At 45.7% G+C, this 26,248-nt stretch carries 25 protein-coding genes; 16 read left to right on the top strand and 9 right to left on the bottom strand.

Annotated features, from left to right (window positions below; translation table 11 throughout):
• Positions 1-69: 69 nt before the first annotated feature.
• Entirely contained in the window at positions 70-1,872 is a 1,803-nt protein-coding gene (gene pepF / locus JNK13_01980) for an oligoendopeptidase F (GenBank protein MBL7661498.1), read from the bottom strand.
• Between the two features lie 191 nt (positions 1,873-2,063).
• Here pepF and JNK13_01975 point away from each other — a divergent pair, with 191 nt between their 5' ends.
• The 5 genes from JNK13_01975 to JNK13_01955 all read left to right on the top strand — a co-directional run bounded on the left by JNK13_01975 (position 2,064) and on the right by JNK13_01955 (position 7,079).
• Positions 2,064-2,225, top strand: coding sequence for a hypothetical protein (locus tag JNK13_01975; protein MBL7661497.1), 162 nt, complete (start codon positions 2,064-2,066; stop codon positions 2,223-2,225).
• A 131-nt stretch (positions 2,226-2,356) separates the two neighbouring features.
• Entirely contained in the window at positions 2,357-3,463 is a 1,107-nt protein-coding gene (tal, locus tag JNK13_01970; protein MBL7661496.1) for a transaldolase, read from the top strand.
• 3 nt (positions 3,464-3,466) lie between these two features.
• Positions 3,467-4,372, top strand: a complete 906-nt coding sequence (gene gnd / locus JNK13_01965) for a decarboxylating 6-phosphogluconate dehydrogenase (GenBank protein MBL7661495.1) — start codon at positions 3,467-3,469, stop codon at positions 4,370-4,372.
• A 24-nt stretch (positions 4,373-4,396) separates the two neighbouring features.
• Positions 4,397-5,917 (top strand): glucose-6-phosphate dehydrogenase, encoded by a 1,521-nt coding sequence (gene zwf / locus JNK13_01960; GenBank protein ID MBL7661494.1) that lies wholly within the window; start codon positions 4,397-4,399, stop codon positions 5,915-5,917.
• A 10-nt stretch (positions 5,918-5,927) separates the two neighbouring features.
• Complete coding sequence (locus JNK13_01955) at positions 5,928-7,079, top strand: acyl-CoA dehydrogenase family protein (protein ID MBL7661493.1); 1,152 nt, start codon at positions 5,928-5,930, stop codon at positions 7,077-7,079.
• Positions 7,080-7,173: 94 nt separating this feature from the next.
• Here the strand turns inward: JNK13_01955 and JNK13_01950 are convergent, their stop codons facing one another.
• The 3 genes from JNK13_01950 to JNK13_01940 form a co-directional block, all read right to left on the bottom strand.
• Positions 7,174-7,776: a hypothetical protein gene (locus JNK13_01950; protein MBL7661492.1), complete on the bottom strand. Its 603-nt coding sequence runs from the start codon at positions 7,774-7,776 to the stop codon at positions 7,174-7,176.
• Positions 7,777-7,925: 149 nt separating this feature from the next.
• Positions 7,926-9,221: a citrate synthase gene (locus JNK13_01945; GenBank protein ID MBL7661491.1), complete on the bottom strand. Its 1,296-nt coding sequence runs from the start codon at positions 9,219-9,221 to the stop codon at positions 7,926-7,928.
• Positions 9,222-9,323: 102 nt separating this feature from the next.
• Positions 9,324-10,862, bottom strand: coding sequence for an acyl-CoA carboxylase subunit beta (locus tag JNK13_01940; protein MBL7661490.1), 1,539 nt, complete (start codon positions 10,860-10,862; stop codon positions 9,324-9,326).
• 170 nt (positions 10,863-11,032) lie between these two features.
• On the opposite strand from JNK13_01940, the gene JNK13_01935 reads away from it, so the two are divergent.
• The 3 genes from JNK13_01935 (at position 11,033) to JNK13_01925 (ending at position 14,530) form a co-directional block, all read left to right on the top strand.
• The gene (locus JNK13_01935) at positions 11,033-12,601 is read left to right on the top strand and encodes a methylmalonyl-CoA mutase (protein MBL7661489.1); all 1,569 of its coding nucleotides are present in this window, start codon (positions 11,033-11,035) and stop codon (positions 12,599-12,601) included.
• A 127-nt stretch (positions 12,602-12,728) separates the two neighbouring features.
• The gene (gene queG / locus JNK13_01930) at positions 12,729-13,883 is read left to right on the top strand and encodes a tRNA epoxyqueuosine(34) reductase QueG (protein ID MBL7661488.1); all 1,155 of its coding nucleotides are present in this window, start codon (positions 12,729-12,731) and stop codon (positions 13,881-13,883) included.
• A 74-nt stretch (positions 13,884-13,957) separates the two neighbouring features.
• Positions 13,958-14,530, top strand: a complete 573-nt coding sequence (locus tag JNK13_01925; GenBank protein ID MBL7661487.1) for a hypothetical protein — start codon at positions 13,958-13,960, stop codon at positions 14,528-14,530.
• On the opposite strand, the gene JNK13_01920 is transcribed toward JNK13_01925, so the two are convergent.
• Positions 14,527-14,916, bottom strand: coding sequence for a hypothetical protein (locus JNK13_01920; GenBank protein MBL7661486.1), 390 nt, complete (start codon positions 14,914-14,916; stop codon positions 14,527-14,529). The genes JNK13_01925 and JNK13_01920 overlap by 4 nt on opposite strands.
• Before the next feature lie 51 nt (positions 14,917-14,967).
• Here JNK13_01920 and JNK13_01915 point away from each other — a divergent pair, with 51 nt between their 5' ends.
• The 8 genes from JNK13_01915 to JNK13_01880 all read left to right on the top strand — a co-directional run bounded on the left by JNK13_01915 (position 14,968) and on the right by JNK13_01880 (position 24,897).
• Positions 14,968-16,353, top strand: coding sequence for a class I SAM-dependent methyltransferase (locus JNK13_01915; GenBank protein MBL7661485.1), 1,386 nt, complete (start codon positions 14,968-14,970; stop codon positions 16,351-16,353).
• Positions 16,354-16,356: 3 nt separating this feature from the next.
• Positions 16,357-17,406 (top strand): glycosyltransferase family 4 protein, encoded by a 1,050-nt coding sequence (locus JNK13_01910; protein ID MBL7661484.1) that lies wholly within the window; start codon positions 16,357-16,359, stop codon positions 17,404-17,406.
• An 80-nt stretch (positions 17,407-17,486) separates the two neighbouring features.
• Positions 17,487-17,879, top strand: coding sequence for a hypothetical protein (locus JNK13_01905; GenBank protein MBL7661483.1), 393 nt, complete (start codon positions 17,487-17,489; stop codon positions 17,877-17,879).
• A gap of 115 nt (positions 17,880-17,994) precedes the next feature.
• Positions 17,995-19,224: a TolC family protein gene (locus JNK13_01900; protein MBL7661482.1), complete on the top strand. Its 1,230-nt coding sequence runs from the start codon at positions 17,995-17,997 to the stop codon at positions 19,222-19,224.
• Between the two features lie 12 nt (positions 19,225-19,236).
• Complete coding sequence (locus JNK13_01895) at positions 19,237-20,499, top strand: efflux RND transporter periplasmic adaptor subunit (GenBank protein MBL7661481.1); 1,263 nt, start codon at positions 19,237-19,239, stop codon at positions 20,497-20,499.
• Between the two features lie 11 nt (positions 20,500-20,510).
• Complete coding sequence (locus tag JNK13_01890) at positions 20,511-23,672, top strand: CusA/CzcA family heavy metal efflux RND transporter (protein ID MBL7661480.1); 3,162 nt, start codon at positions 20,511-20,513, stop codon at positions 23,670-23,672.
• Positions 23,673-23,683: 11 nt separating this feature from the next.
• Entirely contained in the window at positions 23,684-24,322 is a 639-nt protein-coding gene (locus tag JNK13_01885; protein ID MBL7661479.1) for a hypothetical protein, read from the top strand.
• Positions 24,323-24,588: 266 nt separating this feature from the next.
• A complete protein-coding gene (locus JNK13_01880; protein ID MBL7661478.1) occupies positions 24,589-24,897 on the top strand; it encodes a heavy-metal-associated domain-containing protein in 309 nt (102 codons plus the stop codon).
• 73 nt (positions 24,898-24,970) lie between these two features.
• On the opposite strand, the gene JNK13_01875 is transcribed toward JNK13_01880, so the two are convergent.
• The 4 genes from JNK13_01875 to JNK13_01860 all read right to left on the bottom strand — a co-directional run bounded on the left by JNK13_01875 (position 24,971) and on the right by JNK13_01860 (position 26,114).
• Positions 24,971-25,168 (bottom strand): hypothetical protein, encoded by a 198-nt coding sequence (locus JNK13_01875; GenBank protein MBL7661477.1) that lies wholly within the window; start codon positions 25,166-25,168, stop codon positions 24,971-24,973.
• A 228-nt stretch (positions 25,169-25,396) separates the two neighbouring features.
• Entirely contained in the window at positions 25,397-25,651 is a 255-nt protein-coding gene (locus JNK13_01870; GenBank protein MBL7661476.1) for a hypothetical protein, read from the bottom strand.
• Between the two features lie 5 nt (positions 25,652-25,656).
• Complete coding sequence (locus JNK13_01865) at positions 25,657-25,878, bottom strand: hypothetical protein (protein MBL7661475.1); 222 nt, start codon at positions 25,876-25,878, stop codon at positions 25,657-25,659.
• Positions 25,875-26,114, bottom strand: coding sequence for a hypothetical protein (locus JNK13_01860; GenBank protein ID MBL7661474.1), 240 nt, complete (start codon positions 26,112-26,114; stop codon positions 25,875-25,877). Before JNK13_01860 ends, JNK13_01865 begins: the two co-directional genes overlap by 4 nt.
• Between the last annotated feature and the right edge of the window lie 134 nt (positions 26,115-26,248).

Below are 26,248 nucleotides of genomic sequence, written 5' to 3'. Positions count from 1 at the left end.
TTTACTTCGTTCGCAATGACGGGTGAATAACTAAGTCAACAGATCATTCCACTTAGCTCAAACTGTCAGTTAGCTGCTTTCTAGCTCGATCAAGAGCTCATCAAAGCGAGCAATCGTGGCATTTACAGCGTCAGACTTAGTCATATCTACACCAGCTTCACTCAGCACTTCTAGCGGATATTTTGCTCCACCAGTTTTAAGGAAACTTAGGTAGCGATCACGCGCTACAACATCGCCTTGCATGACTTTTTGCGAAAGCGCAATCGCCGCAGAAATTCCCGTCGCATATTTGTAGACATAAAAGGCATGATAAAAGTGCGGGATGCGTAAAAATTCAAGCTCGTCTAACTCCGAAATTGTCACACTCGGACCAAAATATTTCTCAAGTAACTTGCGATAAATCTTGCGTAACACCTCAAGCGTTAATGGTTCATGCCGTTCCATGGTCGCGTGCGTATCGCGCTCAAATTCGGCAAACATTGTTTGCCTAAAGAAAGTCGCCTTGATGTCGTCAATTTGCTGGTTAGTGAGAAACTTGAGCATCTCAGGTTTGTGGGCGTAGCGTTTTTTTAGCTCCCTAAAGAGTAACTGCTCATTGAAGGTCGAAGCGACTTCAGCTACAAAAATTGTGTAATCGCTATCCTGATATGCTTGATTTTTTCGGGCATAGTAGGAATGCATTGAGTGACCGGCTTCATGTGCCAGCGTAAACAAATCACGGATGTCAGTGGCTTTATAATTCATTAAAATAAAGGGATAGGTGTCGTGGCAGCCGCCTGAATAGGCTCCGCTAATTTTTCCTTTATTCTCGTAACGGTCGCACCAACGCGCTTCTTTCAAGCCTGTCGACAAGACCGAGACATAATCTTCGCCTAAAGGCCTTAAAGCGCTCAGCAGAATCTCAATGCCCTCATCAAAAGCGATATTGGTTTCGACTTTTTCGACAATTGGCACGTAGGTGTCATAAATATTTTGCGTTTTGAGCCCGAGCGTTTGCTTACGGAATTGATAGTAGCGATGTAAGCAGGCAATTCCGGTCGAAACTGAAGTAACTAAATTATCATAAACTTCTGGCTTGATATTGTCGCTAAAGAGCGAAGCTTCGCGGGCAGAAGAGTAATTCCTGGCACGAGCATGAAAAACGTCACGTTCAATCGAGGCTACAAGCATTTCGGTAATTGAATTCTCGTGCGCGCGATAAACGCCATAATAGCTTTGATGCGCAAGTTTTCTTAATTCTTGATTTTGATCTTTTAAATACAAAGAAAATGTGGAATGCGAGAGCGGCAGCGCTTGACCTTGCCAAGCAATTGTCCCGAAATCAAAATCGGCGTTTGTCAATTTTGAAAAAATTCGTTCTGCTCCGCTCAAGGCTTCGCTGCCGAGGGCTAAAAGTTTCTCTTCCTTGTCGGTTAATACATGCGGACGAAAACGTAAGATCTCAGCCAGGACTCGTTGGTAAGATTCCAAGCTTTTGTCTTCGAGGTAAGACTGAGCTGTTGCCTCAGGCAAATCCATGATTTCAGGTCTAAGGAAACTTGTTGCCGCGCTAATTCTCGTAAAGAGCTGCATGGCACGTTGGCTTAAGGCCGAGGATGCTTGGTTTGTCGTATCAACGTCGATCAAGCACTTGGTGTAAGTATAAACAAGTTCTGCTTTGCGATAGGTCTCGTAGAAGAGGTCTAAAACCTCTCGGCAGGATTTTGCAGAAACTTTGATTTTGCCCTTGGCCTGCTCGAGTAGCGGTAGCTTGGCCGCAATTTCATTAAAATCCTTTTCCCAGGCTTCAATATTTTTATAAATTGAGGACGCATCCCATGTGTCTGAATCGAGCTGATCCTGTCTAGTTTTGAGGGTGTTTTCTTGCTTCATGTAAGTATTTGAAATTATTGACCTTAAAAATCAAAAAATAATGTAAAAATAAGAGGTTACACTTTTCACAACTCGTAGCATAAATGGTGTAGGTTGTTAATTAGAGATATTGGTTTTAACAAAAAACTTGAATGCCGGTCTGTGGTTTAGGCATCAAATAAGTAGTAGAACTAGTAAGCAGGGAATTGACAGTGGAAACTCTGAAATCCAACCGCCGCAAAAGAAAGCGTCGTCCAACATTTACTAATCGTTTTGGCCCATCTTCGATGGCTTTTGAGCTTGGTCTAATCAAGCAGTCGATTGAATTACTGCGTGAAATGGAAAAAGACCAAAAGAAAGACGAGAATAAGTAAGTTCGTGCCTTGCACTTGAACTTGCTCTTGCCCTTTACCTGATCCTGATCCTTGTCCTAAACTCTTGTAGTTCTTTATCCTTCATTCATTCAGAAGGTTAAAGATAAGTTCAAGCCAAAGGATACGGTTACATGTCAGATAAGCTCAAACAATTACACAAACTCGGACAAAGTGTCTGGTACGATAATCTCAGCCGCGACATGCTCGAGACTGGCGAACTCAAGAAAATGATCGACGAGTGGGGAATTTTGGGGATGACCTCAAACCCAACAATTTTTGACAAGGCAATTAGCTCAAGCGCCCTTTATGACGCGACAATCAAAACTGCTAAGTCGCAAGGCTTAAATTCCGCACAGGCCTTCGAACGACTTGCGGTTGAAGATGTCGGTCGAGCCGCTGATTTTTTCTTGCCTGTTTTTGAACGCACCCACGGCACTGACGGATTTGTCAGTATTGAAGTTTCACCATTACTGGCGACTGATACGGCCGGAACGATTACAGAAGGTAAGCGTTTATTCAAAGAACTGGGTCGCCCTAACATTATGATTAAAGTGCCTGGAACATCTGAAGGAATTCCGGCAATCAAAGCACTTTTGCTTGACGGGATTAACGTTAACGTAACTCTACTATTCTCGGTTGAAAATTACGTTGCCGTGGCTAAAACTTACATTGCGGCGTTGACTGAACGTGCAGCTAAAGGACTTCCGATCGATTCAATTCGTTCCGTTGCGAGTTTCTTTGTGAGCCGTGTTGATACGATTGTCGATGCAGCGCTTGATACTGCCGCGCTGAAGTTTCCTCAAGCGGCTGAGCTTAAGGGTAAATTTGGTGTTTATAATTCTCGTGCTGCCTACGCTGAATATCAGAAGCTTTTCACAGCAAAAGAATTTTCTGCACTCAGTGCAAAAGGGGCTGCGGTCCAGCGACCACTCTGGGCATCGACCGGCACTAAAAATCCAGCATATCCAGATACGCTTTACGTAGATCAGTTAATTGGCCAAGACACGGTTAACACCATGCCACTTGCGACCTTAAAAGCTTTCATCGACCACGGGAAAGTTGCTGCTACAATCGAGCAAGAGCTCTCGGAAGTTTCAGACTTCCCTGCGCTACTTAAGGAAGTTGGCGTCGAGGTAGCACCCTTATTAACAAAATTGCAGGTCGAGGGCGTAAAGCTTTTTAGCGATTCTTTTCATTCATTGAACACAACAATCAACAATAAAATGGCTAGTTTATAATTTATGCAAATTGGATTTATCGGTTTAGGGAAAATGGGCGGCAATATGACGCGCCGCTTGATTAAGGCAGGACACCAAGTTGTTGGTTTTGATGTCTCAAGTGAGGTCAGTGCCGTACTGGCTAAAGAAGGCATGACTGCTGCTAATTCTTTGGAAGATTTAGTTTCCAAATTGAGCGCGCCACGCGTGATTTGGCTGATGGTTCCTGCAGGGAAAATTGTCGACGAGATGATTAACGATATCGTGCCACTTTGTGCTGCCGGAGATATTTTAATTGATGGCGGAAATAGTCGTTACTCAGATAGCGTTTTACGCGCGCAAAAGGTGGCACGCTACGGCATGCAAATGCTTGATGTTGGGACCAGTGGCGGAATTTGGGGTTTAGAAAAAGGCTATTGCTTGATGGTTGGCGGAGAAAAGGAAGCCTATGCCCAAGTTGAACCTGCGTTTAAGAGTTTGGCTCAGGAAGGCGGGCTTTTGCATGTCGGTGCAAGTGGAGCAGGGCACTATACGAAAATGATCCACAACGGCATTGAGTATGGCTTGATGCAGGCTTATGCCGAAGGCTTTGAGCTTTTAAAGGAAAGTCAATTCAATCTTGATCTCGGAAAGGTTGCAGGACTCTGGCAGCATGGCAGTGTGGTGCGTTCATGGTTGCTTGAATTACTCGGCGATGCCTTTAAGAGCGACCCACGACTGGAAACGGTCAAGGGTTTTGTTGAAGATTCTGGGGAAGGGCGCTGGACAGTTGAGGAAGGGATTCGGCTCAGCGTTCCAACTCCCGTGATTACAATGTCCTTAATGAATCGCTTTCGCTCGCGTCGTGAAAACACCTTTTCTGACCGTGTGCTGGCAATTTTACGTAAGCAATTTGGCGGACATGCGGTAAAGTCCGGTGCCGATCAGTAGCCTTGAAAAATCAGGAAAAACAGCATGCAGCCCAAAACAGTCAGTCCCACAACTTTAGTGATTGCTGGTGCAACTGGCGATTTGGCGCAACGTAAACTCGTGCCGGCGCTTTACAATCTGGCACTCGACGGTCTCTTGCCCGACGATTTTGCTTTAGTTGGTTTTTCTCGAAGAGAATTTACTCGCGAAGAATTTATTGAATTCTTACGTGAGGCTGTTGATACATATTCGCGCCGCCGACCAATTGATCCAGCGCTTTGGAGCAAATTTACCAGTAAGATTGCCTACGTTTCTGGGGATCTCGGTGCCAAGGAAAGCTACGAGAAACTGCGTCAGGCCTTGACTCAGTTTGGGTCGACTTCACGTGACGTTGTTTTTTATTTAGCAACTGCACCTGAGTTTTTTGGCCCTGCAGCGAAGTATTTATCGGAAGTTGGACTCTTGAGCGGCGAAGCTATCGCTACAAATCCAGATGCCTGGAAGCAGTCACGTGTGATTGTAGAAAAGCCTTTTGGCCATGATTTGGAATCGGCAAAAAAACTGAACCAAGAGCTGCTGAATGCGATGCGCGAAGAACAAATCTACCGCATCGATCATTACCTTGGCAAAGAAACGGTGCAAAATATTTTAGTATTCCGCTTCGCCAACGGTATTTTTGAGCCGCTCTGGAATCATAAATATGTGAGCCATGTAGAGATTACAGTTGCGGAAACAATTGGCGTCGGCACGCGTGCGGGCTACTTCGATAAATCCGGAATCTTACGTGATATGGTGCAAAACCATGCTTTGCAGCTACTTTGCTTAGTGGCGCTTGAACCACCAGTGAGCTTTGAAGCTAACGCAGTGCGTGATGAAAAGGTTAAAGTCTTAAGATCGATTCGTAAATTTTCGCCGGAAGATGTAGCCAATAAAGTTGTGCGGGGGCGTTATCTCGCCGGCAAAATTGGTAATGAAGCTGTAGCGGGATATCTCGGAGAAGCCGGAGTTGATAAAAAATCAGAAACTGAAACCTACGTCGGCATTGAATTTGCAATTGATAATTGGCGTTGGAACGGCGTGCCGTTTTACCTGCGAGCTGGCAAGCGCTTGAGTGAAAGGGTCACAGAAATTTCTGTTTTTTTTCGCGAAGCGCCACACTTATTTTTTGAAAAGTTTGGTATCGATCAAGTAGCTTCAAATGTGCTCACCTTCCAAATTCAGCCAGATGAGGGGATTTTTCTTCGTGTTAACTGTAAACCTCCAGGACCGAGTGTCAAGCTGCAGGGCGTGGACATGGAATTTAGTTATGGAAAATCATTTGGAGTGGAACCACCTGAAGCCTATGAGCGCCTCCTACTTGATGCGATGAAGGGAGACCCGACACTATTTACTCGTAACGACGAAATTGAGCAGGCTTGGGCGGTAGTAGCACCAATTCTTGAAGCTTGGAAAACAAGTAAACTACGCATGCCACCTGTTTACGGTTATGAAGCTGGTAGTGCTGGACCGAGTATGGCCGATGAACTTTTGCTACGTCGTATTGGGCGTGGCTGGTATAAATCTTAAGAGTAGAAGTATGATTGAAATTACTTTAAGCGATCGCGCTGAAAAAATCCGCAGCGAAATTAAAACTTGGTTAAAAAGTAACCGACCTCCAGCTTTAAGTCAGCACGCAGATCTTTCGGAATTTGTTGAAGTCTCTCGCGCTTGGCAACGTAAATTAGCCGAGGCACGTTGGGTCGCAGTGCACTGGCCTGAGCAATATGGCGGACGCGGATTAAGTTTAGTCGAAGAGGCTGTAATTCAAGAAGAGCTGGGTAAGGCTGATGCCCCGCAGCTGATTAATCTTTTCGGCCTAACCATGGTTGGCCCGGTATTAATTGAGCATGGGTCGGCCGAGCAGCAACAGAGATTTTTACAGAAAATTCTCTTAGCTGAAGAAATCTGGTGCCAAGGCTTTAGTGAACCTCAGGCTGGCAGTGACTTAGCTTCACTCAAAACGCAGGCAGTCCAGCAGGGTTCAAATTGGTCGATTTCAGGACAAAAAGTTTGGACGAGTTTTGCTCAGTATGCACAGTTTTGTTTTGTCTTAGCGCGTAGCGATCAAACAGTTCCGAAACACAAAGGGCTGACCTATTTCTTGGTTGACATGAAAACACCAGGCATTAGCGTGCGCCCACTTACACAGATTTCAGGTGACCAAGAGTTTAATGAAGTTTTCTTTGAAGATGTTAAAGTGCCTGGTGAGATGATTGTGGGAAAGCCCGGCGATGGCTGGAAAATCGCAATATCGACTTTAATGTATGAGCGCGTAATTTTGACTTTCGCGCGGCACCTGCAATCAGAAAAAGCTTTAGCAGAGATTGTAGAAGTGTTGAACGCCCGTGGAGCGACAGCGCTTGAACTTGACCGCCTCGGTCGCTTGATTGCTAACAATATGGCTGTGCGCACCCTGGCGCTAAGTCACTTAGTGGAATATTCTTCCGGGAAAAATCCAGGGCCTGAGGGGTCTCTGGATAAGCTTTTCTGGAGTGAAAACTTTCAAGAGATTTCAAAATTTGCACTAGAAATTCTCGGCTCAGCTGGTGTGCTAGGGATTGGGGATCAAGCCTTAAGCGCGGAGCACCGCTATCTCTATTCGCGGGGACGAACCATTGCCGCGGGCACTTCTGAAATTCAGCGTGGGATTATCGCCGAGCGCGTGCTTGGACTGCCGAAGGGGTCGTAAGCAGATTATCAGCTATTTACTTAGGCTTGAACTTAGACTTTTACTTATCCTAGGAAGACGGAAGGGGAAGTTCAAGCCTAAGCTTAAACTACGCCTAGTGCATCACCTTCTTAAGCATCTCCCAGACCACAGCTTCCATGTTTGCTGAGCTCGGTTGATTGCCGATTCGGTTGGCGGGGACAGCTGACTTAGTTCCACCAAAAAATACAGAAATCATTTTGGACAAGATACTGCCTAGCGGTAAGCCACTACGCTGCGGTTGGCCACCAGCCATTTGGCCAAGTTGCTTACCGACCATGCTGCCGAAAATTTTACCGAAGCTTGAACCAAAATCGCCGCCTTGAGAATGTAGTCCCGAGGCGCGCTTGTTGAACATGTTGAGCACAATTGGCAAGGCGACCATCGCGATCCGTTGCGCGGTGCGGCTATCGATATTTAATTTAGTTGCTAGATCATTACTGATTGTCGGGCTTAAATTTTGCACGACTTCATGATTTTGACTTGTTTCCATGCCAGAAAGCATTTCCGCAAAGGGCTTGGCATTGCCGTTTTGTAATTGCTGAAAAAGACTGTTCACCACTGTTTCAGCAGTAGCGCGTGAAGAGTTGGAATTAGCAATACCTTGTGCGGAAAGCACGGAACTAATTTCTGGTCCGAGAGCTTGTTCTGCGTAACTAAACAGTTTTTCGATTTCCATAGCAATCTCCTTTTTTATTGGCGCAATCGTTAATCATGAATTTTATTAAATATTTTTCTGAGTTTTTCTAAGATCTCTGACTCAGCTTTTAATTCAACTAGCTCAGTAAGTCTTTCGAAAATCAAAGTTTGGTTCAGCGCTTTCGAGAATTATCCCCGTTTTTCAAGTGGCGTATAACTACGCTTGGCTTCTCCGGTATAAATTTGGCGTGGACGACCAATCTTAGTCTCACCACCAAGATGCATTTCGCGCCACTGCGCAATCCAGCCTGGCAATCGCCCCAGGGCAAACATCGCTGTAAAACTCTTAATCGGGATTCCTAGGGCGCGGTAAATTATACCACTATAAAAGTCCACATTCGGATAAAGTTTGCGTTCAACAAAATATGGATCCTTCAGCGCAATTTCTTCAAGCTCTTGCGCGACTTGGAAAAGGGGGTCTTTCAGTGGAAGTTTTTGTAAAACTTTGGCGCAAGTCTCTTTAAGGATTTTTGCCCGCGGATCGTAGTTTTTGTAAACACGATGGCCAAAGCCCATCAAGCGCGCTTTACTGTCCTTTGATTTTGCCATTTCGACAAACTTTCTCACATCGATTTTATCGCGAACAATTTGTTCGAGCATTTCGATGACTTCCTGGTTAGCGCCACCGTGCAGCGGCCCCCAGAGGGCACCAATTCCAGCAGAGATGCTGGAGAAAAGGTTGGAGAGACTGCTGCCCACGAGGCGCACTGTTGAGGTTGAGCAGTTCTGTTCATGGTCAGCATGGAGAATAAATAGCAAATCTAGCGCACGCTCAATTTCTGGATCGACAAAATATTCCTCGGCCGGGGTTGCAAACATCATGTTCAAGAAGTTTGAGCAGTAGGACAAGCGATTTTGCGGATAGATAAAAGGCTGGCCCAGGGATTTCTTATAAGCAAAAGCTGTCATCGTTGGCAATTTTGCCAGGATGCGGATGATATTCAATTCTTGCTGGCGTGGATCTTTCGGATCTTCCCAGTCTTGATAGAAGGTATATGTTGCAGCGACTACAGAAGACAAAATTGCCATTGGGTGCGCGTCACGAGGAAATCCATCATAGAAGCGCTTCATGTCTTCATGAATTAAAGTGTGTAGACTTAAAGAACGAGAAAAAGACTCGAGTTGTGTTTTAGTGGGAAGCTCTCCGTAGATCAGTAAATAACTTGTCTCGATGAAGGATGACTTTTCAGCCAATTCCTCGATGGGATAACCGCGGTAGCGTAAAATTCCAGCATCACCATCAATGTAAGTGATAGCACTTTTGCACGACCCGGTGTTTCCGTAGCCGCTATCAAAAGTTATGTAGCCAGTATCTTGCCTGAGGCGAGTGATATCGACAGCTTTCTCGTTTTCGCTGCCTACGATCACTGGGAGTTGAATTGTTTTACCGTCGGGAAGCTTTAATTCAGCGAAATCAGATGACATTTTTCTCCTGTCGTAATAATCGATGATCAAAGGGTATAGCCCCTCATAAATCTGTAGTAAAGGCTGTTTCGCAGAGACGATTAAGCAATTAACAATTTAATGCTAAAGTGGTATATTCCCGTGCTTTTTCTGCGGATTTGATTGCTGTTTTGCCGCCAAGAGTTTAAGGCCCCAAATCAACTTTGATCTAAGCTTTTTTGGCTCGATCACATCATCAACGTAGCCAAGTGCTGCACTTTCCCACGGATTTAAGAACTTTCCGCGGTATTCATTGATTAGTTCTTTGCGTTTTTCTTCGGGGTTTACAGCTTGGGCAATCTCATTCTTATAAACAATATTGACTGCCCCCTCAGCCCCCATTACGGCAATTTCTGCAGTTGGAAAGGCAAAGTTAAGGTCTCCTCGTAAGTGCTTGGAACTCATCACGTCGTAAGCACCCCCATAGGCTTTGCGTGTGATTACTGTCAGTTTGGGAACAGTGGCTTCGGCATAGGCGTATAAGAGTTTTGAGCCATGACGGATAATCCCGCCAAATTCTTGTCTTGTGCCGGGGAGAAATCCAGGCACATCAACGAAAGTTACAACTGGAATGTTGAAGCAGTCACAAAAGCGCACAAAGCGCGCAGCCTTAACGCTTGCATTAATATCTAAGCATCCAGCAAGTTGCTTGGGTTGATTAGCCACGATTCCCACGCTTTGTCCGCCGAGGCGTGCAAAACCAACGCTGATATTCTTGGCATAGCTCTCTTGGACTTCAAAAAAATCTGCCTTGTCGACTACGCGCGTAATGATTTCTTTGATGTCGTAAGGCTGTGCAGGGTTCTCCGGAACAATTGTATTTAACGCGGGGTCTTCTCTGTCGTCACTGTCAGCTGTTGTGACGAGTGGGGCTTTGGCTTGATTAGAAGTCGGCAAGAAGCTTAAGAGCCTGCGTGTTTGTGCAAAACAATCTGCTTCATTCTCGGCGAAAAAATGGGCAACACCGCTGACCTCGTTGTGAGTTCTTGCTCCACCAAGTTCTTCTTTGGTGACTTCTTCTTTATTTACGGCTTTGATTACGTCTGGCCCAGTGATAAACATGTGCCCGATTTTGTCGGTCATGAAAATAAAATCAGTTAGAGCCGGTGAGTAAACGGCGCCACCCGCACAGGGACCAAGAATCAGAGAAATTTGGGGGATTACTCCGGAATATAAAACATTTCTCAGGAAAATATCGGCGTAGCCCGCGAGACTTTCAACGCCTTCTTGAATACGCGCACCGCCACTGTCATTTAAGCCAATCACCGGAGCGCCTACTTCTGCAGCAAGGTCCATGATCTTTACAATTTTTTTGGCGTTTGCTTCGGAGAGTGAACCGCCAAAAACGGTGAAGTCTTGGGCAAAGATAAAAACGCTTCTTCCGTCAATTGTGCCACTTCCCGCGACAACTCCGTCGCCGTAAATTTTTTCTTCACCTTGCCGGGCAGTTACGAAGCGATCTAATTCAGCGAAGCTCCCCGAATCGAGGAGCTGCTCGATGCGTTCGCGGGCAGTTAGTTTTTGGTTGGCATGTTGCTTGTCGATGCGAGCTTGGCCGCCGCCAATTTTTGCCGCTGCTTCACGATCGTAAAATTCATTAAGTTTTGTATTTTTATTCGTCATTTCTTATCTCAGCGATATAGCATTCAAGCGTGTTGTGCTGATAGGCTTAGGCTTGAACTTGAATATAAGCTTATCCTTTACCTTAATCTGAGTAACAAAATCTATTGGTTATTTTATGGGAATAGAGGTAAGCTCAAGCTCAAGCCAAAGTTCAAGATTCTCTAATAGCAATGAAAAAAGAACAGCAAGATACTAAGCAAACAATTTCCGGCATTGAGCTTGCAGCTGTTTATGCGCCATCAAAATTAAGCCCGGAAATTGGGCGACCAGGTGAATTCCCCTATACCCGTGGAATTCACTCGACAATGTATCGCAGTCGATTCTGGACGATGCGTCAATATGCAGGGTTTGGCACTGCCCAAGAAACAAACAAACGCTATCACTATTTACTTTCACAGGGCACGACAGGATTAAGTGTTGCCTTTGATTTGCCCACGCAAATGGGGCGCGATGCTGACCAAGCGATCGTCAAGGGGGAGGTCGGAAAGGTTGGCGTTTCAATCTCAACACTTGAAGACATGCAAACATTGTTTGCCGGAATTAATCTCTCTCAAGTCTCAACGAGCATGACGATTAATTCGACTGCTGCGATTTTGCTTGGTTTTTATTTGGCACTAGCGCGCCAACAAGGAATTAGTTGGGACCAGGTTTCCGGCACAGTGCAGAATGATATTCTTAAAGAATACATTGCCCGCGGCACCTATATTTACCCACCGCGACCGGCATTAAAACTTGTTACTGATATTATCGAATTTTGCAGCAAGGAAGTTCCACAATGGAACACAATTAGTATTTCGGGCTATCATATCCGCGAGGCGGGGTCGACTGCCCCACAAGAACTTGCTTTTACTTTCGCTGATGCGATTGTTTACGTCGAGCAAGCGCTTCAGCGCGGTATCAGCATCGACGCCTTTGCCCCGCGGCTTGCTTTTTTCTTTAACTGCCAGATTGATTTTCTTGAAGAGATTGCAAAATTTCGTGCCGCGCGGCGCATTTGGGCAAAGATCATGAAGGAACGCTTTGGTGCTAAAGATCCCAAGTCGCAGATGTTGCGTTTTCATGTGCAAACTGCGGGGTCTTCACTTGTGCCACAGGAGCCACTTGTCAACGCCGTGCGTACGAGTATTGAAGCATTAGCTGCAGTTTTGGGCGGTGCGCAATCGCTCCATACGAATTCTTATGACGAAGCTTTGGGTCTGCCAACTGAAGACGCGGCACGTTTGGCCTTGCGCACTCAGCAGGTAATTGCTTACGAGTCAGGTCTAACGAATACGGTTGATCCCTTTGGTGGAAGTTATTGCATTGAGAATTTAACTGATACAATTGAGCGAGAAACAAAGCTTATTCTCGAAGCGATTGAAGCTCGGGGAGGGATGCTTCAGGCAATCGAAGAAAACTACCCACAGCAAGAAATTGAGCGTAGCGCATACGAGTATCAGAAGAAAATCGATAGCCACGAGCGAATTGTAGTTGCCCTAAATAAATTCAATGAAAACTCTGCAGCTGCCAAGGTGCCGGTATTTAAGGTTGATGCCAAGCTTGAGCAAGATCAGCGTGAGCGTGTTCAGGCCTTTAAGGCTAAGCGTGACCAGCAGCTTGTTGCAAGCAAGCTTGCCCAGCTCAAACAGGCTGCAAGTCAGAATCAAAATGTTATGCCCGAAATTATTGAGGCTGTTAGTTGTGGTGTGACCTTGGGGGAAATATCTAACATTTTTCGCGAGCTTTGGGGCGAGTATTAGTTGTTTTTTTCAAACTTAGGCTTGAACTTTCCCTTTCCCTTTCCCTTAACCTTTTTTAAAAAAGCTTAAGGGGAAGTATAAGTTCAAGCCTAAGCCAAATCGCGTTTTCAGATACGCCATGTGTGGTATGAGAATCATTCCTGAAACCAACATCAAAACCCTTGCGGCGAGTCGTGGCCTCCAGATCTCTGGAATCGTTGCGGTCGATTCCGCTCAAGAGGCATTGTCGCTAAATCGCTCCTATCTCGAAGAATTTCAAGCGCGCGGTTATGCCGGCGAAATGCAATATCTCGCGCGCGACCCAAGCTTAGCAACCGAGTTAAATCGCTACTTGCCTGGCATCCGTTCAATTCTATCCTGTTTCGTGCCCTATAATAGTATTCAGGAATTTCCTTCACGTCCTGGGTTTGGGCGTGTTGCGCGCTATGCTTGGGGCAAAGACTATCACCTGTGTTTACGTGAAAAGCTCGTTACGCTACTTGGCGATATGCAGCGAGAATTTCCAGGGCTTTCTGGCCGAGTTTTTACTGATGCAGTGCCACTCCTAGAACGAGTTATCGCACAGACCTCAAAGCTTGGATTTATTGGTCGACATACTTTGCTGATTCGCCCAGGGATTGGGTCCTTTGCTTTGCTCGGTGAAATCTTACTTGATCGTGAAGTTGAGATTGCAGCATCGACAAGCAATCTGAAGTTGCCAGTGTCGGCGGAGCCTGGAGCTGGTTGTGGAAGATGCCAAAGCTGCATCGAAAGTTGTCCGACAACGGCAATTCAAAAAGACGGGAGGCTTGATGCGCGAAAGTGTATCTCTTATCTGACGATCGAGAAGCGGAGTGCTTTTCTGGAGTGGGAATCCCGGGCCATCGGAGACTGGATTTTCGGCTGTGATGTTTGCCAAGAAGTGTGCCCATTTAATCACACTGAGCAAGAGATCATGCTTAAAGAGCTCAAACCTGAATTTGGAACTGGGCCGTATCTCTCGCTGAAGGAGGTTTTAGCCTTGGAGAGTGCCGCAGAGTTTAATGCTAAGTTTAAAGATACGCCATTACTTCGCACCAAGCGCAGTGGCTTAATTCGCAATGCACTAGCTGTAGTTGCAAACACAAATTATCTTGATGCTACAGATGACATTTTAAAGTTAGTCAGCATTGAAAATGATCAGCTAATTTGCCAGCAAGCGCGGTTGACACTGAATCAGCTACTTCCCAGCTTAGAACGGTCCAAAAAACAACGGGTCGAGCAGTTACTTCAGACCCTTTCGCCAGAAACTGAGTCATGCTAGTTTTTTCAGGGGGCTGTCGCGAAATTTAGTTTCGCGACAGACTCTTAAAACTAGCCTTGTGCGATGGAGACTTTATGCGTTTTCGTTTAATTCTAACAATTACCTTACTATTAATTTTTAGTGCTTGCGGTTCTGCACGCATTGGCCAGAAGATTGCCTTGCCAGAGATTGCAGGGATAAGTGTCACGCGTGATTCGTCGCTCCAAGACAACGAAGTCTATCTTGAGCAAGTGGGCGATGCGCGCACAAGTCCAGTCTTAATGTTGCGTGGATCTTCTGAAGTGACAGCAGAGGGTAGCGCCACTCAGGTAGTTGAGCAGGCCTTAAAGCGCGTCTTAAGCGATAAAGGTTTTTCTGTTACTGAGGGTGCGCCGATTGTAATTCGTGCTGAGCTTGTGAATTGGACTGCCGAATTAAGTTCGGGAATGGCAATGCGCACGGTGAGTAGTGCTGCGGAAATTAAGCTCACAATCTTAGACCCAACTAACAAGGCAATGTATATTGGCACATATCGTGGCTCTTCTAACGTTAAGAATCCAAAAATTGAGGACGCTCAAGTGCGCGAAGCCTTGCAGATTTCTATGAGTCAAGCACTGCAACAAGTGGCTGCTGACGGTAAATTGTTGAACTTACTAACTTCTTTCTAGCGCTTGTCGCTAGTTTGGTTGGAAACTATTTTTGCTAGAGCTTCAACCACGGTTTGGTTGAACTCTTGCTGCGTAGTCAGGCTCTTTTTTACGTGGCAATTGACCAGTGGAAAGCTTAGTTTTTTTGCGAAACTGATTAGCGGTCCAATCAATTTACGGTGAGATTTGAAATCATTTTCAGGTTTAATTGTAACTTGAGCGTGATTCGATAGTGCTCGTAGCAAGTCAATCGCGTCGCTCGTCAGCGCGGCGTTTCCGGACAAACTTTTGTGCTCAAGCTCTGTCACCCTTTGAATCTCCTGGTTCGTGTATGACGGGTGCTGGGCTAGCCTCGTAGCTAAGTTTCTACGTGCGATCTCGAGGGTTTTACTGGAAAGATTATCCATAAGCTTGGCGATATTGAAATTGACCGTTTTATAGCTTATTAGTGTGGGCCTATGCAAGCAGCTGTTAAAGATAATACTGAGCAAGATCGGAAACCCACGACACCGTCGGTTAATGTAGAAGCATTAATGGCAGAGATTCGTGAAAAAATTAAGCGCGATTTAGAGCAACTTCCAACAGCTGCACCAACAATTCAATTGTCGCAGAATCGGGCTGCGAATAATCCAGTAATCTTAAGTGAAGAGTTAAATTACCTCAATTCGCATTGGCATGACTGGGCCGTGCCGTCAGAAATTTCATCGCATCGACCAATCATTGGTCGGCTGATTGTAAAGTTCAAGAAATTTTTCGTTAATATGATCTGGAACACTGTGCTGGGAGAGTATTTTGAGCGCGAGCGTAAATTCCAGTCGAATCTAGTACGCTTTCTCAATCAAACTGCGCGCTATATCGATGCTCGGGATACCGATGTCTGGACCAGAATTATTCAGAAAATTGATCGTGACGTGAACCAGCTACTGCGTGAAGATTTGGAGCGGCTGCATGGAGAGATGCGCTCACTTGGCCGTGAGCTGGTGCGTACGGAAAGCCTGCGTGTTTTTGAAGACCGGATTGAAGGCTTACGGGATGAATTACATGCCCTCGAACGCACAACGCTGATGATTGCACGTGCTAAAATAAATACTTCCGAGACTCCAGCTGCAATGCTTCAGCAAGGTCAAGATCAGCCGACAAGCTTTGAGCCGTCTGACTTAGAATATCTTGTGCTTGAAGATCGTTATCGCGGTTCAGAGCATCTAATTCGCGAGAGGATGCGCGAATATTTACATTTTTTTAGTAACGCTACCGCTGAAGTTCTTGAATTTGGCTGTGGGCGCGGGGAATTTTTAGAGTTACTTAAGGCCAGCGGTATTCCGGCAATTGGCATCGATCTCAATCCAGCGATGACAGAAATCTGTAAAACCAAGGGCTTAAATGTAGTTACGCTGGATTGCATCAAGTTCTTGGAACAGCTACCCAACAACTCTGCAGGTGGAATTTTTGCTGCACAATTAGTCGAACACCTACCGCGAAAAGTGTTAGAAAAGTTTTTTGAACTTGCGCACGCGAAGTTAAAGCCTGGAGCGCGCTTAATTCTGGAAACAATTAATCCAGAGTCCTTTACTGCCTTGGCCTCGAATTTTTTCCGCGACCCGACACATATTTGGCCACTGCACCCTGAAACTTTGAAGTTCATGGCAGAGATTAAAGGTTTTAATCCCGAACAAATTCTCTACAGTTCGCCTTACCCCAAAGAGGCAATGCTTAAAGAATTAATCCTCGAAGAATATTTGCCAGCGCGTTTTATGGAAGCAATTGATCAATTGAACGAAAACCTGCGCCGTTTAAACAAGCAGCTCTACGGTTTTCAAGATTTTGCAATTGTAGTTAAAAAATAACTGATGAATATTATCGTTACAGCAGTGCAAGTTCCTTTTTCGCGTGGTGGTGCGGAAGTGCTCGTTGATGGGCTGGTTAAGGCACTGAAGGCTGCGGGCCATAATACGGAGCTAGTGCAACTGCCATTTTTTGCTGACCCTAAGGAAGATCTCTTGAAAAGTGTGGCACTCTGGCGCTCGCTTGATCTACGCAGCTTTGGTGGGAAAGAAGTTGATCTCGTAATCCCAACTAAGTTTCCGTCCTATGTCGTCAAGCATCCACGCAAAAGCTTGTGGCTGATTCATCAGCATCGGCAAATGTATGATCTTTATCAGACGCGCTTTGGGGATTTTTGTTCCGAGGCTCGCGATGAAGCCTTGCGACAAATGCTCATGGAAGCAGATACGAGAGCGCTTGAAGAGTGTAAGAATCGCTATACGATTTCTACGAATGTGAGTAAGCGCCTTAAGCGCTACTTAAATATCGAAAGTGCGCCGCTTTTGCCCCCGTTACCGCTTGCTGGTCGTTATCAGAATGCACCCGAAGAAGGTTATATTCTTTCAGTTGGCAGACTCTGTAGTATTAAGCGCGTGGACCTGATGATTAAATCCCTCTCGAGGGTGCAAGATAAGCTACGACTTAAGATCGTGGGCACGCCAGATGAACCGGGGATTGAACAGCATTTTCAAGATTTACTCGATCTTTATAACATGCAAAGTCGTGTTGATTTTCTGGGGCGGGTTTCCGATCAAGAACTTCTGGAGCTTTATGCCCGGTCCTATGCTGTCTACTATGCACCGTATGATGAAGATTATGGTTATGTCACTTTAGAAACATTGGCGAGTGGCAAGCCCGTGATTACGGCGCTCGATAGTGGTGGCGTTTTAGAATTTGTACGTCACGAGGAAAATGGACTGGTCTGTGACCCAACTGAAGAGGGAATTTCACGAGGAATTAACCGCCTGGTCAGTGACGCAAGTTTATATACTAAACTTTGTGAAGGCGCGAAGACTTCCGGCCAAGCTTTCAATAGCACTTGGCAGCATATTATTGAGAAATTATTGAGCTACTAGCAATTGCTGAATAAATCTAGATTGTTAATTCATTTCTTGTTAACAGTTGATTGAAGTTGTAGACTGATGATCATACGAAGATGCGCTCAAATAAATTTATTAAACTTTTTGTTTTAGTAATTTGGCTTTTTGCCATCAGTGATTGCCTCGCTGGGTGTTATGTAATTGAAGAGACCCATAACCGTACTCATCACCACCACCAAGAGAATTCAGCCGAGCCGGTTGAAGATCCGCATGACTCTGGCACTGCATGTGAAGTGTCTGATATTGCAATCAGCTATGGCTTGAAAAGTGCTAAGCAGCTTGAGTCACAGCTATTATTTGCGGGCACGCAATTCCTACAAGAAATCTTGCAAGGAATCACCCGAGATACTTCACCAGCGTTCAAGCGTTTGGTTGTTTCATACAAACGCGAACATGATCATTTATTAATCAGCCTGATTAGTCCCAATTCTCCCCCGCAATCGATCTAACTCTGGGTTGGCATACCCGCTCGTTCTTACGCGCTTGCTCCAAGCTGACAAAATTTTCGGAAAGCGTTTGAGAACTAAATTATGTAGTTCTTATTGTTTCTAGCACGGAAAAAATATGAAAAAGGCAGCATTTATTCACTTGTCGATTTTCGGCATGCTCTTATTATTGGATTTTACGGCCCAAGCAGCGCTAGGCGCACCAGCAGAGATTGCTTACGAAGAAGTTCTTGAAACAGCCCTTGAAAGCAGTACTTTTGTCAAGGCAATCGCAGCGCAAAGTGCAGCCACAAAAGCTGAAGCAGTTCAGTTAAAAACGCTTAGTAACCCTGAGCTGGCTGGAGAATTTCGTCAATATACTACTCAGGAAAATAATCTTGATGATGAATATGAAATTAGCCTGACTCAGCCCTTACGCTTGTCATCATTTGGAGTTCGCCAGCGACTCAGTGAGTTAATTGAAAAATCTACAGTGCTCAGTAATAAGCTTGAACTATTAGAGTTTAGCGGAAATCTTCAACTGATTTATGCCAAAGCTTGGGCCCTGCAAGAAAAGGAAAAACTCGCACAGGACTTAGTTGCTCGCACGCGAAGCCTTGCGGAGATTATTCAACGTGCCAATCTGCAAGGCCTCCTTCCTGGCTCGATTTCCCAATTATTCCTAGCCGAAATTGAAAAACAAAACGCTGAATTAATTGGCATCACAGCAGATCGTAACCGCGCCAAAGCAGAACTGATCAAGCGCAGTGGCGTTGATTATAAAACAAGATTGTTAAAATCCATCAACCTGCCGCCACTTCCCGATCTAGATGGCGGTCTAGACACTGCAAACCTTCCGCTGGCTGATGCGAAAAAACTTCGGCTTAAAATTGCAGCTACCCAGCGCGAACTTGCTGCGCTTGATGCTTTCCCAAAGTTTGCGCCAAAAATTGCCTTTGAACATACAGCTGACGGTGACGACCGCATTAATTTCGGCTTGCAAATAGATCTGCCGATTTTTGATCGCAATCAAGCAGCGAAGTTAAAGAGCAAAGCCGAAGAGGAATTCCACGAGTCAGAAGTTCAGCAGATTGATCAAGGTAATTTCCACGCAGAAGTCAGCTTGGTGTTCAGGGCACTCGAAGCTTCCACTCAGCAAGCAAAACTATACAAAGAAAAAGTGCTGCCGGCACTAGAAGCTGCGCTCAAAGCAGCTACTGATGAATTAAGGGCGGGGCAAGGAAACCCGCAACAGGTATTGCAAAATTTAATTGAACTTCGCGCAGCGCAAGATATGTATCTTCAACTGGTCATCAAGTCTTTGTCTGAGCGCGTAGAGCTTTCGATTATGACTGGGAAAGAGATTTAGAGGTCTGGATTTATGAAATTATTTTATCGCACAGTTTTAGTCTTGTTCTGGGCAGTTTTTATTCCTAGCGCATTAGCCGGAGGCGGTCATGATCATGGAGACGAGCACGGGCATGCTCACGATCATGATACGGACAAAGCAGAACTAGCAAAGGGACCTCATGGAGGGCGCCTGCTCGAATTAGCTGATTTCGCCTTGGAGATAGCAATTTTTGAAGATCAAGTTCCGCCGCAGTATCGAATTTATGCCTATCACGATCAACAGCCAATCGATCCTAAGCTAGTAACGGCTAAAGTAACTTTAGAACGTTTTCTACGCGCGCCAGAGAAATTTGAATTCACTGCGAGAGATAACTATCTGACTGCAGATCGGGTGGTTGAGGAACCACACTCGTTTGTTGTCAAAGTCGAGGCAAATTACTCCGGTCAGCACTACGACTGGGAGTATACAAGCTATGAAGGGCGCGCTGAATTTTCAGAGCGAGAGTTGGCAGCGGCTAAATTATCAATCGACCAGGCTCAAAGCGAGAAAATTAATACTACGACAGAAGTCTTTGGTAGATTATTGCCGAATGAAGATCGCGTAGCGCATATTATGCCGCGTTTTCCTGGGGTGATTAAAGAGATTAGAAAACGCTTAGGCGACACAGTGGAGAAGGATGAAGTGCTTGCACTTGTTGAAAGCAATCAATCACTGCAAGTTTATGAAATTCGCTCACTGATTAAGGGGCAAGTTGTTAAGCGCCATGCAACGCTCGGCGAATTTGTCTCGGAAGGTAAGGAGCTTTTCGTGATTGCTGATTTGTCGGAGATTTGGGCGGACTTCCAGGTCTATCGTGATGATTTCTCAACGATTGAGCCGGGACAGCAAATTTCAATTCATGCCGGAGAAGACCTGCCCCCGATAAATGCCCGAGTCAGCTATGTCTCTCCCTTTACAGATGTGGCTACACAGTCAAAGTTAATTCGTGCGGTGATTGACAATCACGATCGGCTCCTACGTCCGGGTCTTTTTATTTCGGGGACTCTGAGTAGTGACCTTAAGGACGTTCCAGTTGCAGTTAAGCGCGAAGCACTGCAAAAATTTCGCGATTGGGATGTTGTCTTTCTAACTGACGGTGAGGTCTTTCAAGCAATGCCGGTCAAAACAGGCAGGAAAGATTTACAATTTGTGGAAATCCTTGCTGGGCTTAATGCCAGGGATCGTTATGTCAGCACGAATAGCTTTATTGTTAAAGCTGAGATCGAAAAGTCTCAGGCTAGTCACGACCACTAGGAAAGAGCTTTATGTTTGAGCGGATTATTAGATTTTCTATTGCTCAGCGCTGGCTTGTGCTTGTCGCAACTCTAGGCATGGCCGTATTAGGAGCATATAAATATCAGCAATTGCCTATCGACGCTGTGCCCGATATTACGAATGTTCAAGTCCAGGTAAATACAGAGGCTCCAGGCTACACGCCATTTGAAGTTGAGACGCGGCTGACTTTTCCGATCGAAACAGCACTGGCAGGGCTGCCTAGGTTAGATTATACGCGATCACTTTCCCGCTACGGCTTATCGCAAATCACTGTAGTGTTTAAAGATCAGACTGACATTTACTTTGCACGGCAGTTGATTGCGGAAAAACTTCAGGAAGTTAGAGAAAAACTTCCCAGTGGGGTTAATCCGCTACTCGGGCCAATTGCTACAGGTCTGGGTGAAATTTACATGTACACTGTGGAGAATGATGAGGATCCACTAACGCCAGAGCATTCGCCAACAGAGTTAAGAACCGCTCAAGACTGGATTGTTAAACCACAGCTACGAACGGTTGCAGGAGTTGTTGACGTAAATTCGATTGGTGGCTACGAAAAGCAATTCCATGTCACTCCAAGTGTCGAGAAAATACTCTCACTAGGCTTGACCCTGAATGATTTAGTGCAGACGATTAGCGAGAACAGCCTTAACGTCGGTGCTGGGTATATCGAGAAAAATGGCCAGCAATATTTAGTCAGAGCACCTGGTCAGATCACTTCAATCGAGGATATCGAAGCATTAGTGGTAACTACGCGTGAAGGTCGCCCGGTCTTTGTGCGGGACATCGCAACTGTTGACCTTGGTCAAGAATTAAGGACGGGTGCAGCCACAGAGAACGGACAAGAAGTAGTGCTCGGAACCGTTTTTATGCTGATCGGTGAAAATAGCCGCACTGTTTCAACTAAAGTTTCAGAGCGAATTAAGTCAATTGTCAGATCGCTACCCCAAGGTATGACAATTAAAGCTGTCTACGATCGCACCACGCTGGTTGATAAGACAATTGATACAGTAAAGAAGAATTTATTCGAGGGTGCAGCTTTTGTCATTGCGGTACTCTTTGTATTTCTGGGCAATATTCAAGCCGCGCTAATTGTTGCCTTAGTCATACCCTTGTCGATGCTGTTTACGATTACCGGCATGGTCAACTCTAAAGTTAGCGCCAATTTAATGAGTCTTGGGGCGCTAGATTTCGGATTAATCGTTGATGGCTCATTAATTATCGTAGAAAACTGCATGACGCGTTTGTCGCAAATGCAGCGTCAGCTCGGGAGAGCTTTAAGTTTGACTGAACGTATGCGCGTAACCTACGAAGCTTCAATCGAGGTTCGACAGGCGACGATGTTTGGTGAGCTGATTATCATGATTGTCTATTTACCAATTCTAGCCTTGACTGGAGTTGAGGGAAAAATGTTTCACCCCATGGCGATTACGGTGATGATTGCCTTATTTGGGGCAATGTTGCTCTCCTTAACTTTTATTCCTGCGGCAGTTGCGATTTTTATTAAAAAAGCACCCGAACATCAGCAGGGTAAACTGATCTCGAAAATCTCCGAGGTTTATGCCCGAGTATTAACGCATGCCCTTGCTCGGCCCCTCAGAGTAATCATCGTTGCCGCCGCCTTATTTTTGATTAGCTTACTTGTGGCATCACGTCTGGGCACCGAGTTCATTCCGAGCTTAGATGAAGGTGATGTGGCCTTGCATGCGCTGCGTATTCCGGGCACTTCGCTGACGCAAGCGATTGAAATGCAGAAGATTCTAGAAGAACGCATTCGCACCATACCCGAAGTTTCGCATACATTTACTAAAATCGGCACGGCTGAAATTGCGACAGACCCAATGCCACCGAGCGTGGCAGATGGATTTGTGATCATGAAACCACGCCGTGAATGGCCCAATCCAGCTAAGTCGAAAACTGAGCTTGTTGAACAAGTCGAGCAAGTTGTCGCGGAGATTCCTGGTAATAACTACGAGTTTACCCAACCAATTCAAATGCGCATGAACGAGCTCATTGCCGGAGTGCGTAGTGACATTGCGGTGAAGGTTTTTGGTGAGGATCTCGAGGAACTTTTGCAGAGCGGCACGCAGGTCGCGCAGCTACTTGAAAGTGTTCCCGGTGCCCAGGATGTGAAGATTGAGCAAGTAACTGGGCTGCCGATGATCAGCATTGAGCTTAGTCGCCAACGTTTAGCCCGTTTCGGAATTGATATGAAACAGGCGCAAGATACCATCAGTGCTGCAATTGGTGGACAAGTTGCTGGCGAGTTATATCAAGGTGACCAAAGGTTCCAAATCATTGTTCGCCTGCCGGAGAATCTTCGTTCAAATATTGATGCCTTGTCGCGGCTGCCCATCCCGCTTCCTCCTGAAGTTTGGCAGAGTGATCAAGCAGTCTCGATTGACCATGAAGATCAGCCGCTCCGATCTTTTGTGCCGCTTTCCAGTGTTGCTGAAATTAAATTCACTACTGGGCCAAATCAGATTAGTCGAGAGAATGGAAAACGTCGCGTTGTCGTGACCGCAAATGTCCGGGAGCGTGATTTAGGGAGTTTTGTTGCGTCAGGACAGGAGCTATTAAACGCTAAACTGAAACTGCCTGTAGGTTACTGGCTGGTCTGGGGCGGTCAATTTGAGCAAATGATCTCAGCGCAAAAGCGCTTATCAATCGTTGTTCCAATTACGTTGTGCTTAATCTTGCTATTACTTTATTATTCATTTGCTAGTTTGCGCATGGCGCTTTTGGTATTTTCTGGAGTTCCGCTAGCACTGTCTGGGGGAGTTTTTGCCTTGCTCTTGCGTGGTATACCGCTGTCTGTCTCAGCCGCAGTAGGCTTTATTGCCTTGTCAGGGGTAGCAGTCTTGAATGGTTTGGTGATGTTAACCGTGATTCGTAATTTATTTGACCGCGGAGAGGATCTCGTTGTGGCAATTACCCAAGGATCGCTTTCCAGACTTCGTCCAGTTTTAATGACAGCATTAGTGGCAGCGTTAGGATTTTTGCCAATGGCCTTAGCAACCGGCGCAGGCGCTGAAGTGCAAAGGCCACTGGCTACGGTGGTAATCGGAGGGGTGATTACCTCTACCTTATTGACATTGCTGGTGCTGCCTGCTTTATGCAAATTGTTTGGCATTCTTAAAATTAATCGAACATAGAAACTTTCTGCATGAGAAGTGCTTTAAAAAATTTGTTTGTATTGACTATTTTTTTGCTGCCTCAATACGTTAAGGCGCACCCGGTTACCTTCAAGGGGGGCATTGCCGTAATGGATTATATCTCACCTGGTCGTAACGACTTGATGCTGCATTATTCATTTTCCGCTCGGCAGTCAGTTGGCCTAGGAGTATCGCGGGTGGAAATCGCCGACCGAGACGTAAATTTTATCTATCCACATTTTAACTTTCTAATTTACCGGGAAAATGCCCCTGACTATCAAGCTAACTTCTATCTGATGGCCGGTGCCGGACTTGCTGATTTTGATGGTGACATTAAGCTCGCAAGCTTTGCTGGTCTACAACTTGATGCCGAGAGTCGCAGACTTTATTCGGCTTTTGAAATCAACGAACTACAAAGTGAAGGAAGTCTCGATGTACATCGTCTTAAGCTGCGTCTGGGAGCTGCTCCATATCTCGCAGAATTTGACGAGTTAAATTCCTGGATACTTGCCGAAATAAATTATAAACCAGATAGTGAGGACGAAATCGAAGGCGGCCCACTGTTGAGATTTTTTAAATCTAACGTTTTTTGGGAATTGGGAGTTACGACACGAGGTAAGGTTATGGGGACTTTGATGGTGCATTTCTAGGGAATACGGCCGAGATTGGCCGATCTCTTCCGCCTATGCGGCTTTGCCGACTACGGCGCACAAGTCGTCAGGGAGATTGCTGCGCTGCTCATTTATTACAATAAAGCGCGCTTCTTGCTCTGTATTAAGGTCCGTTCCTCGACATCGACTCAATCTCAACCGTATTCAGAGATGGCGAACGGGGCCGTCAGTCATTGCGAGGGAGCATGAAATTTTATTTCATGCGACCGCGGCAATCTGTTAACTTAGATAACGAGGTATAAACCATGAAACACAAAATAATTCTTACCACATGTTTATTGTTTTTAGGCGCTACTCAAGCTTTGGCCGAGACAATTGAGGTCGGCGTCAATGGCATGGTCTGCTCATTTTGCTCGCAAGGACTGACCAAGACATTCTCTGATATGCCCCAAGTTTCTAAAGTTGAAGTCAGTTTAGAAAAGAAGAATATGCACCTTGAAATCAAAGACGGTCAGACGCTTTCCGATGAGCAAATTAAAAAATATGTCACAGACGCAGGGTACGAGGTGGATTCAATTGCTCGGACAACAAAAGCTGCGCCTAATAGTAAGTAACATTGTTCTCTGGGGAAGGAAGTTGGCAGTAGAGAGAATTGCTTGCAACCTTTGCCAACTTAGACCTTTGCGTTTAGTCTTCCGCTATGCGAAATTTTTCTGCAAAGATGCCGAACAAGATTCCCGCAGAAATCATACAGAGCAAGGCGAACTTGCCGCAAGCCTGCTGGATCGCGTACGGGGCGTGATAGTGATGGGCAACAACTGTTGTAGCAAAGCCCAAAAATAGAACTACAGCTGCTGCGATTTCGAGTTTGATGCTACGTTTCATGAGTTTACCTCGAGGCAATGATTTAAGCTGGCAACAGTAAAGCGCCGCCGACTTAAATCATTACCTCGAGGATATCATCCTTCGTAAAACCGGTTAATTCTCTCTACTGCCCGAGTTCACGATTATAAATTAATGCAACAGGTCATTCAAGATGTTTATAGAAAATTTTCAAAGAGGGCCGTAGGGGATTTTGATCAACCTTAGGCCCAAGCATGGTCGTAGTCGCAGTTACTTTTCACCTGCTTCTTCTGGGCTGATGCCATCAAGACTTGGGTCTCGGGAAAATCGATTAGCTCCAGCCTCGAATGACTCGATCAATTTTTCCCCTGTTGATTGATGTGGAGCATTGCTTGGATCGACCAGGTTCAAGATCGATCCATCAAGGTAGCACAACAACATCACCACGACGAGCAAAAGTAAAAGCCAGCCAGGAATGTGACCGGACTCTGCCTTTAAGTTTTCTTGCGTTCCTTGATCGTTCATAGTGTTTAGTCTTTGGGAATGCCTTTGGAGCTGTTAGGGAACAGCCGCGCAGCGTTTTCCTCCCAAAATTTGGTTTTGGCCTGAGCATGAAAAATCGCCAAAACGATAATCCAGCCCAAGGCAGAGAGTAGCAAGAGAGACTCTGCGACCGTGTTAAGATTGAGCTTTGTTGCAACGATTGCGCTCAATGTTAGAGCAACGAGTAGCGCTAAACTGATGCACTTCACAGTCTTTTGCTCCCCTTGAGTATTGTCAGGAGGAAAAGCCCGAGGCCGATCAAGATCAGCATCACCCCGCCAAAAAGGCATAGCAGTGCCAGCATTCCAAAGACTGAGGCATCAAGTCGCTGGGCGATCGGACTCATGCCAAGCATGCCAATTAGCACTGCACAAATGACGAGAACGAGTCCGCCCGTGCGGAACTGCCGATAGAGACGGCTTTCTTCTGGATTAAATTTCCCCATAACTTCACCTGTTGGTTGAACTTGCCCGCATCATGGCGAGCAACTTGAACCAACAGATTCGCAAGGCTTATCCGCCTTCGCCCAATTAAAAATTGGGACTACGGTGCGATGAAGTGTTTTCTAAAAGTTAATAA

This window comes from bacterium, assembly GCA_016786595.1.
Lineage (GTDB): Bacteria > Bdellovibrionota_C > UBA2361 > SZUA-149 > JAEUWB01 > JAEUWB01.
Note: the sequence above shows the minus strand (reverse complement) of the source record. Positions and strands in the feature narration are given on the sequence as shown.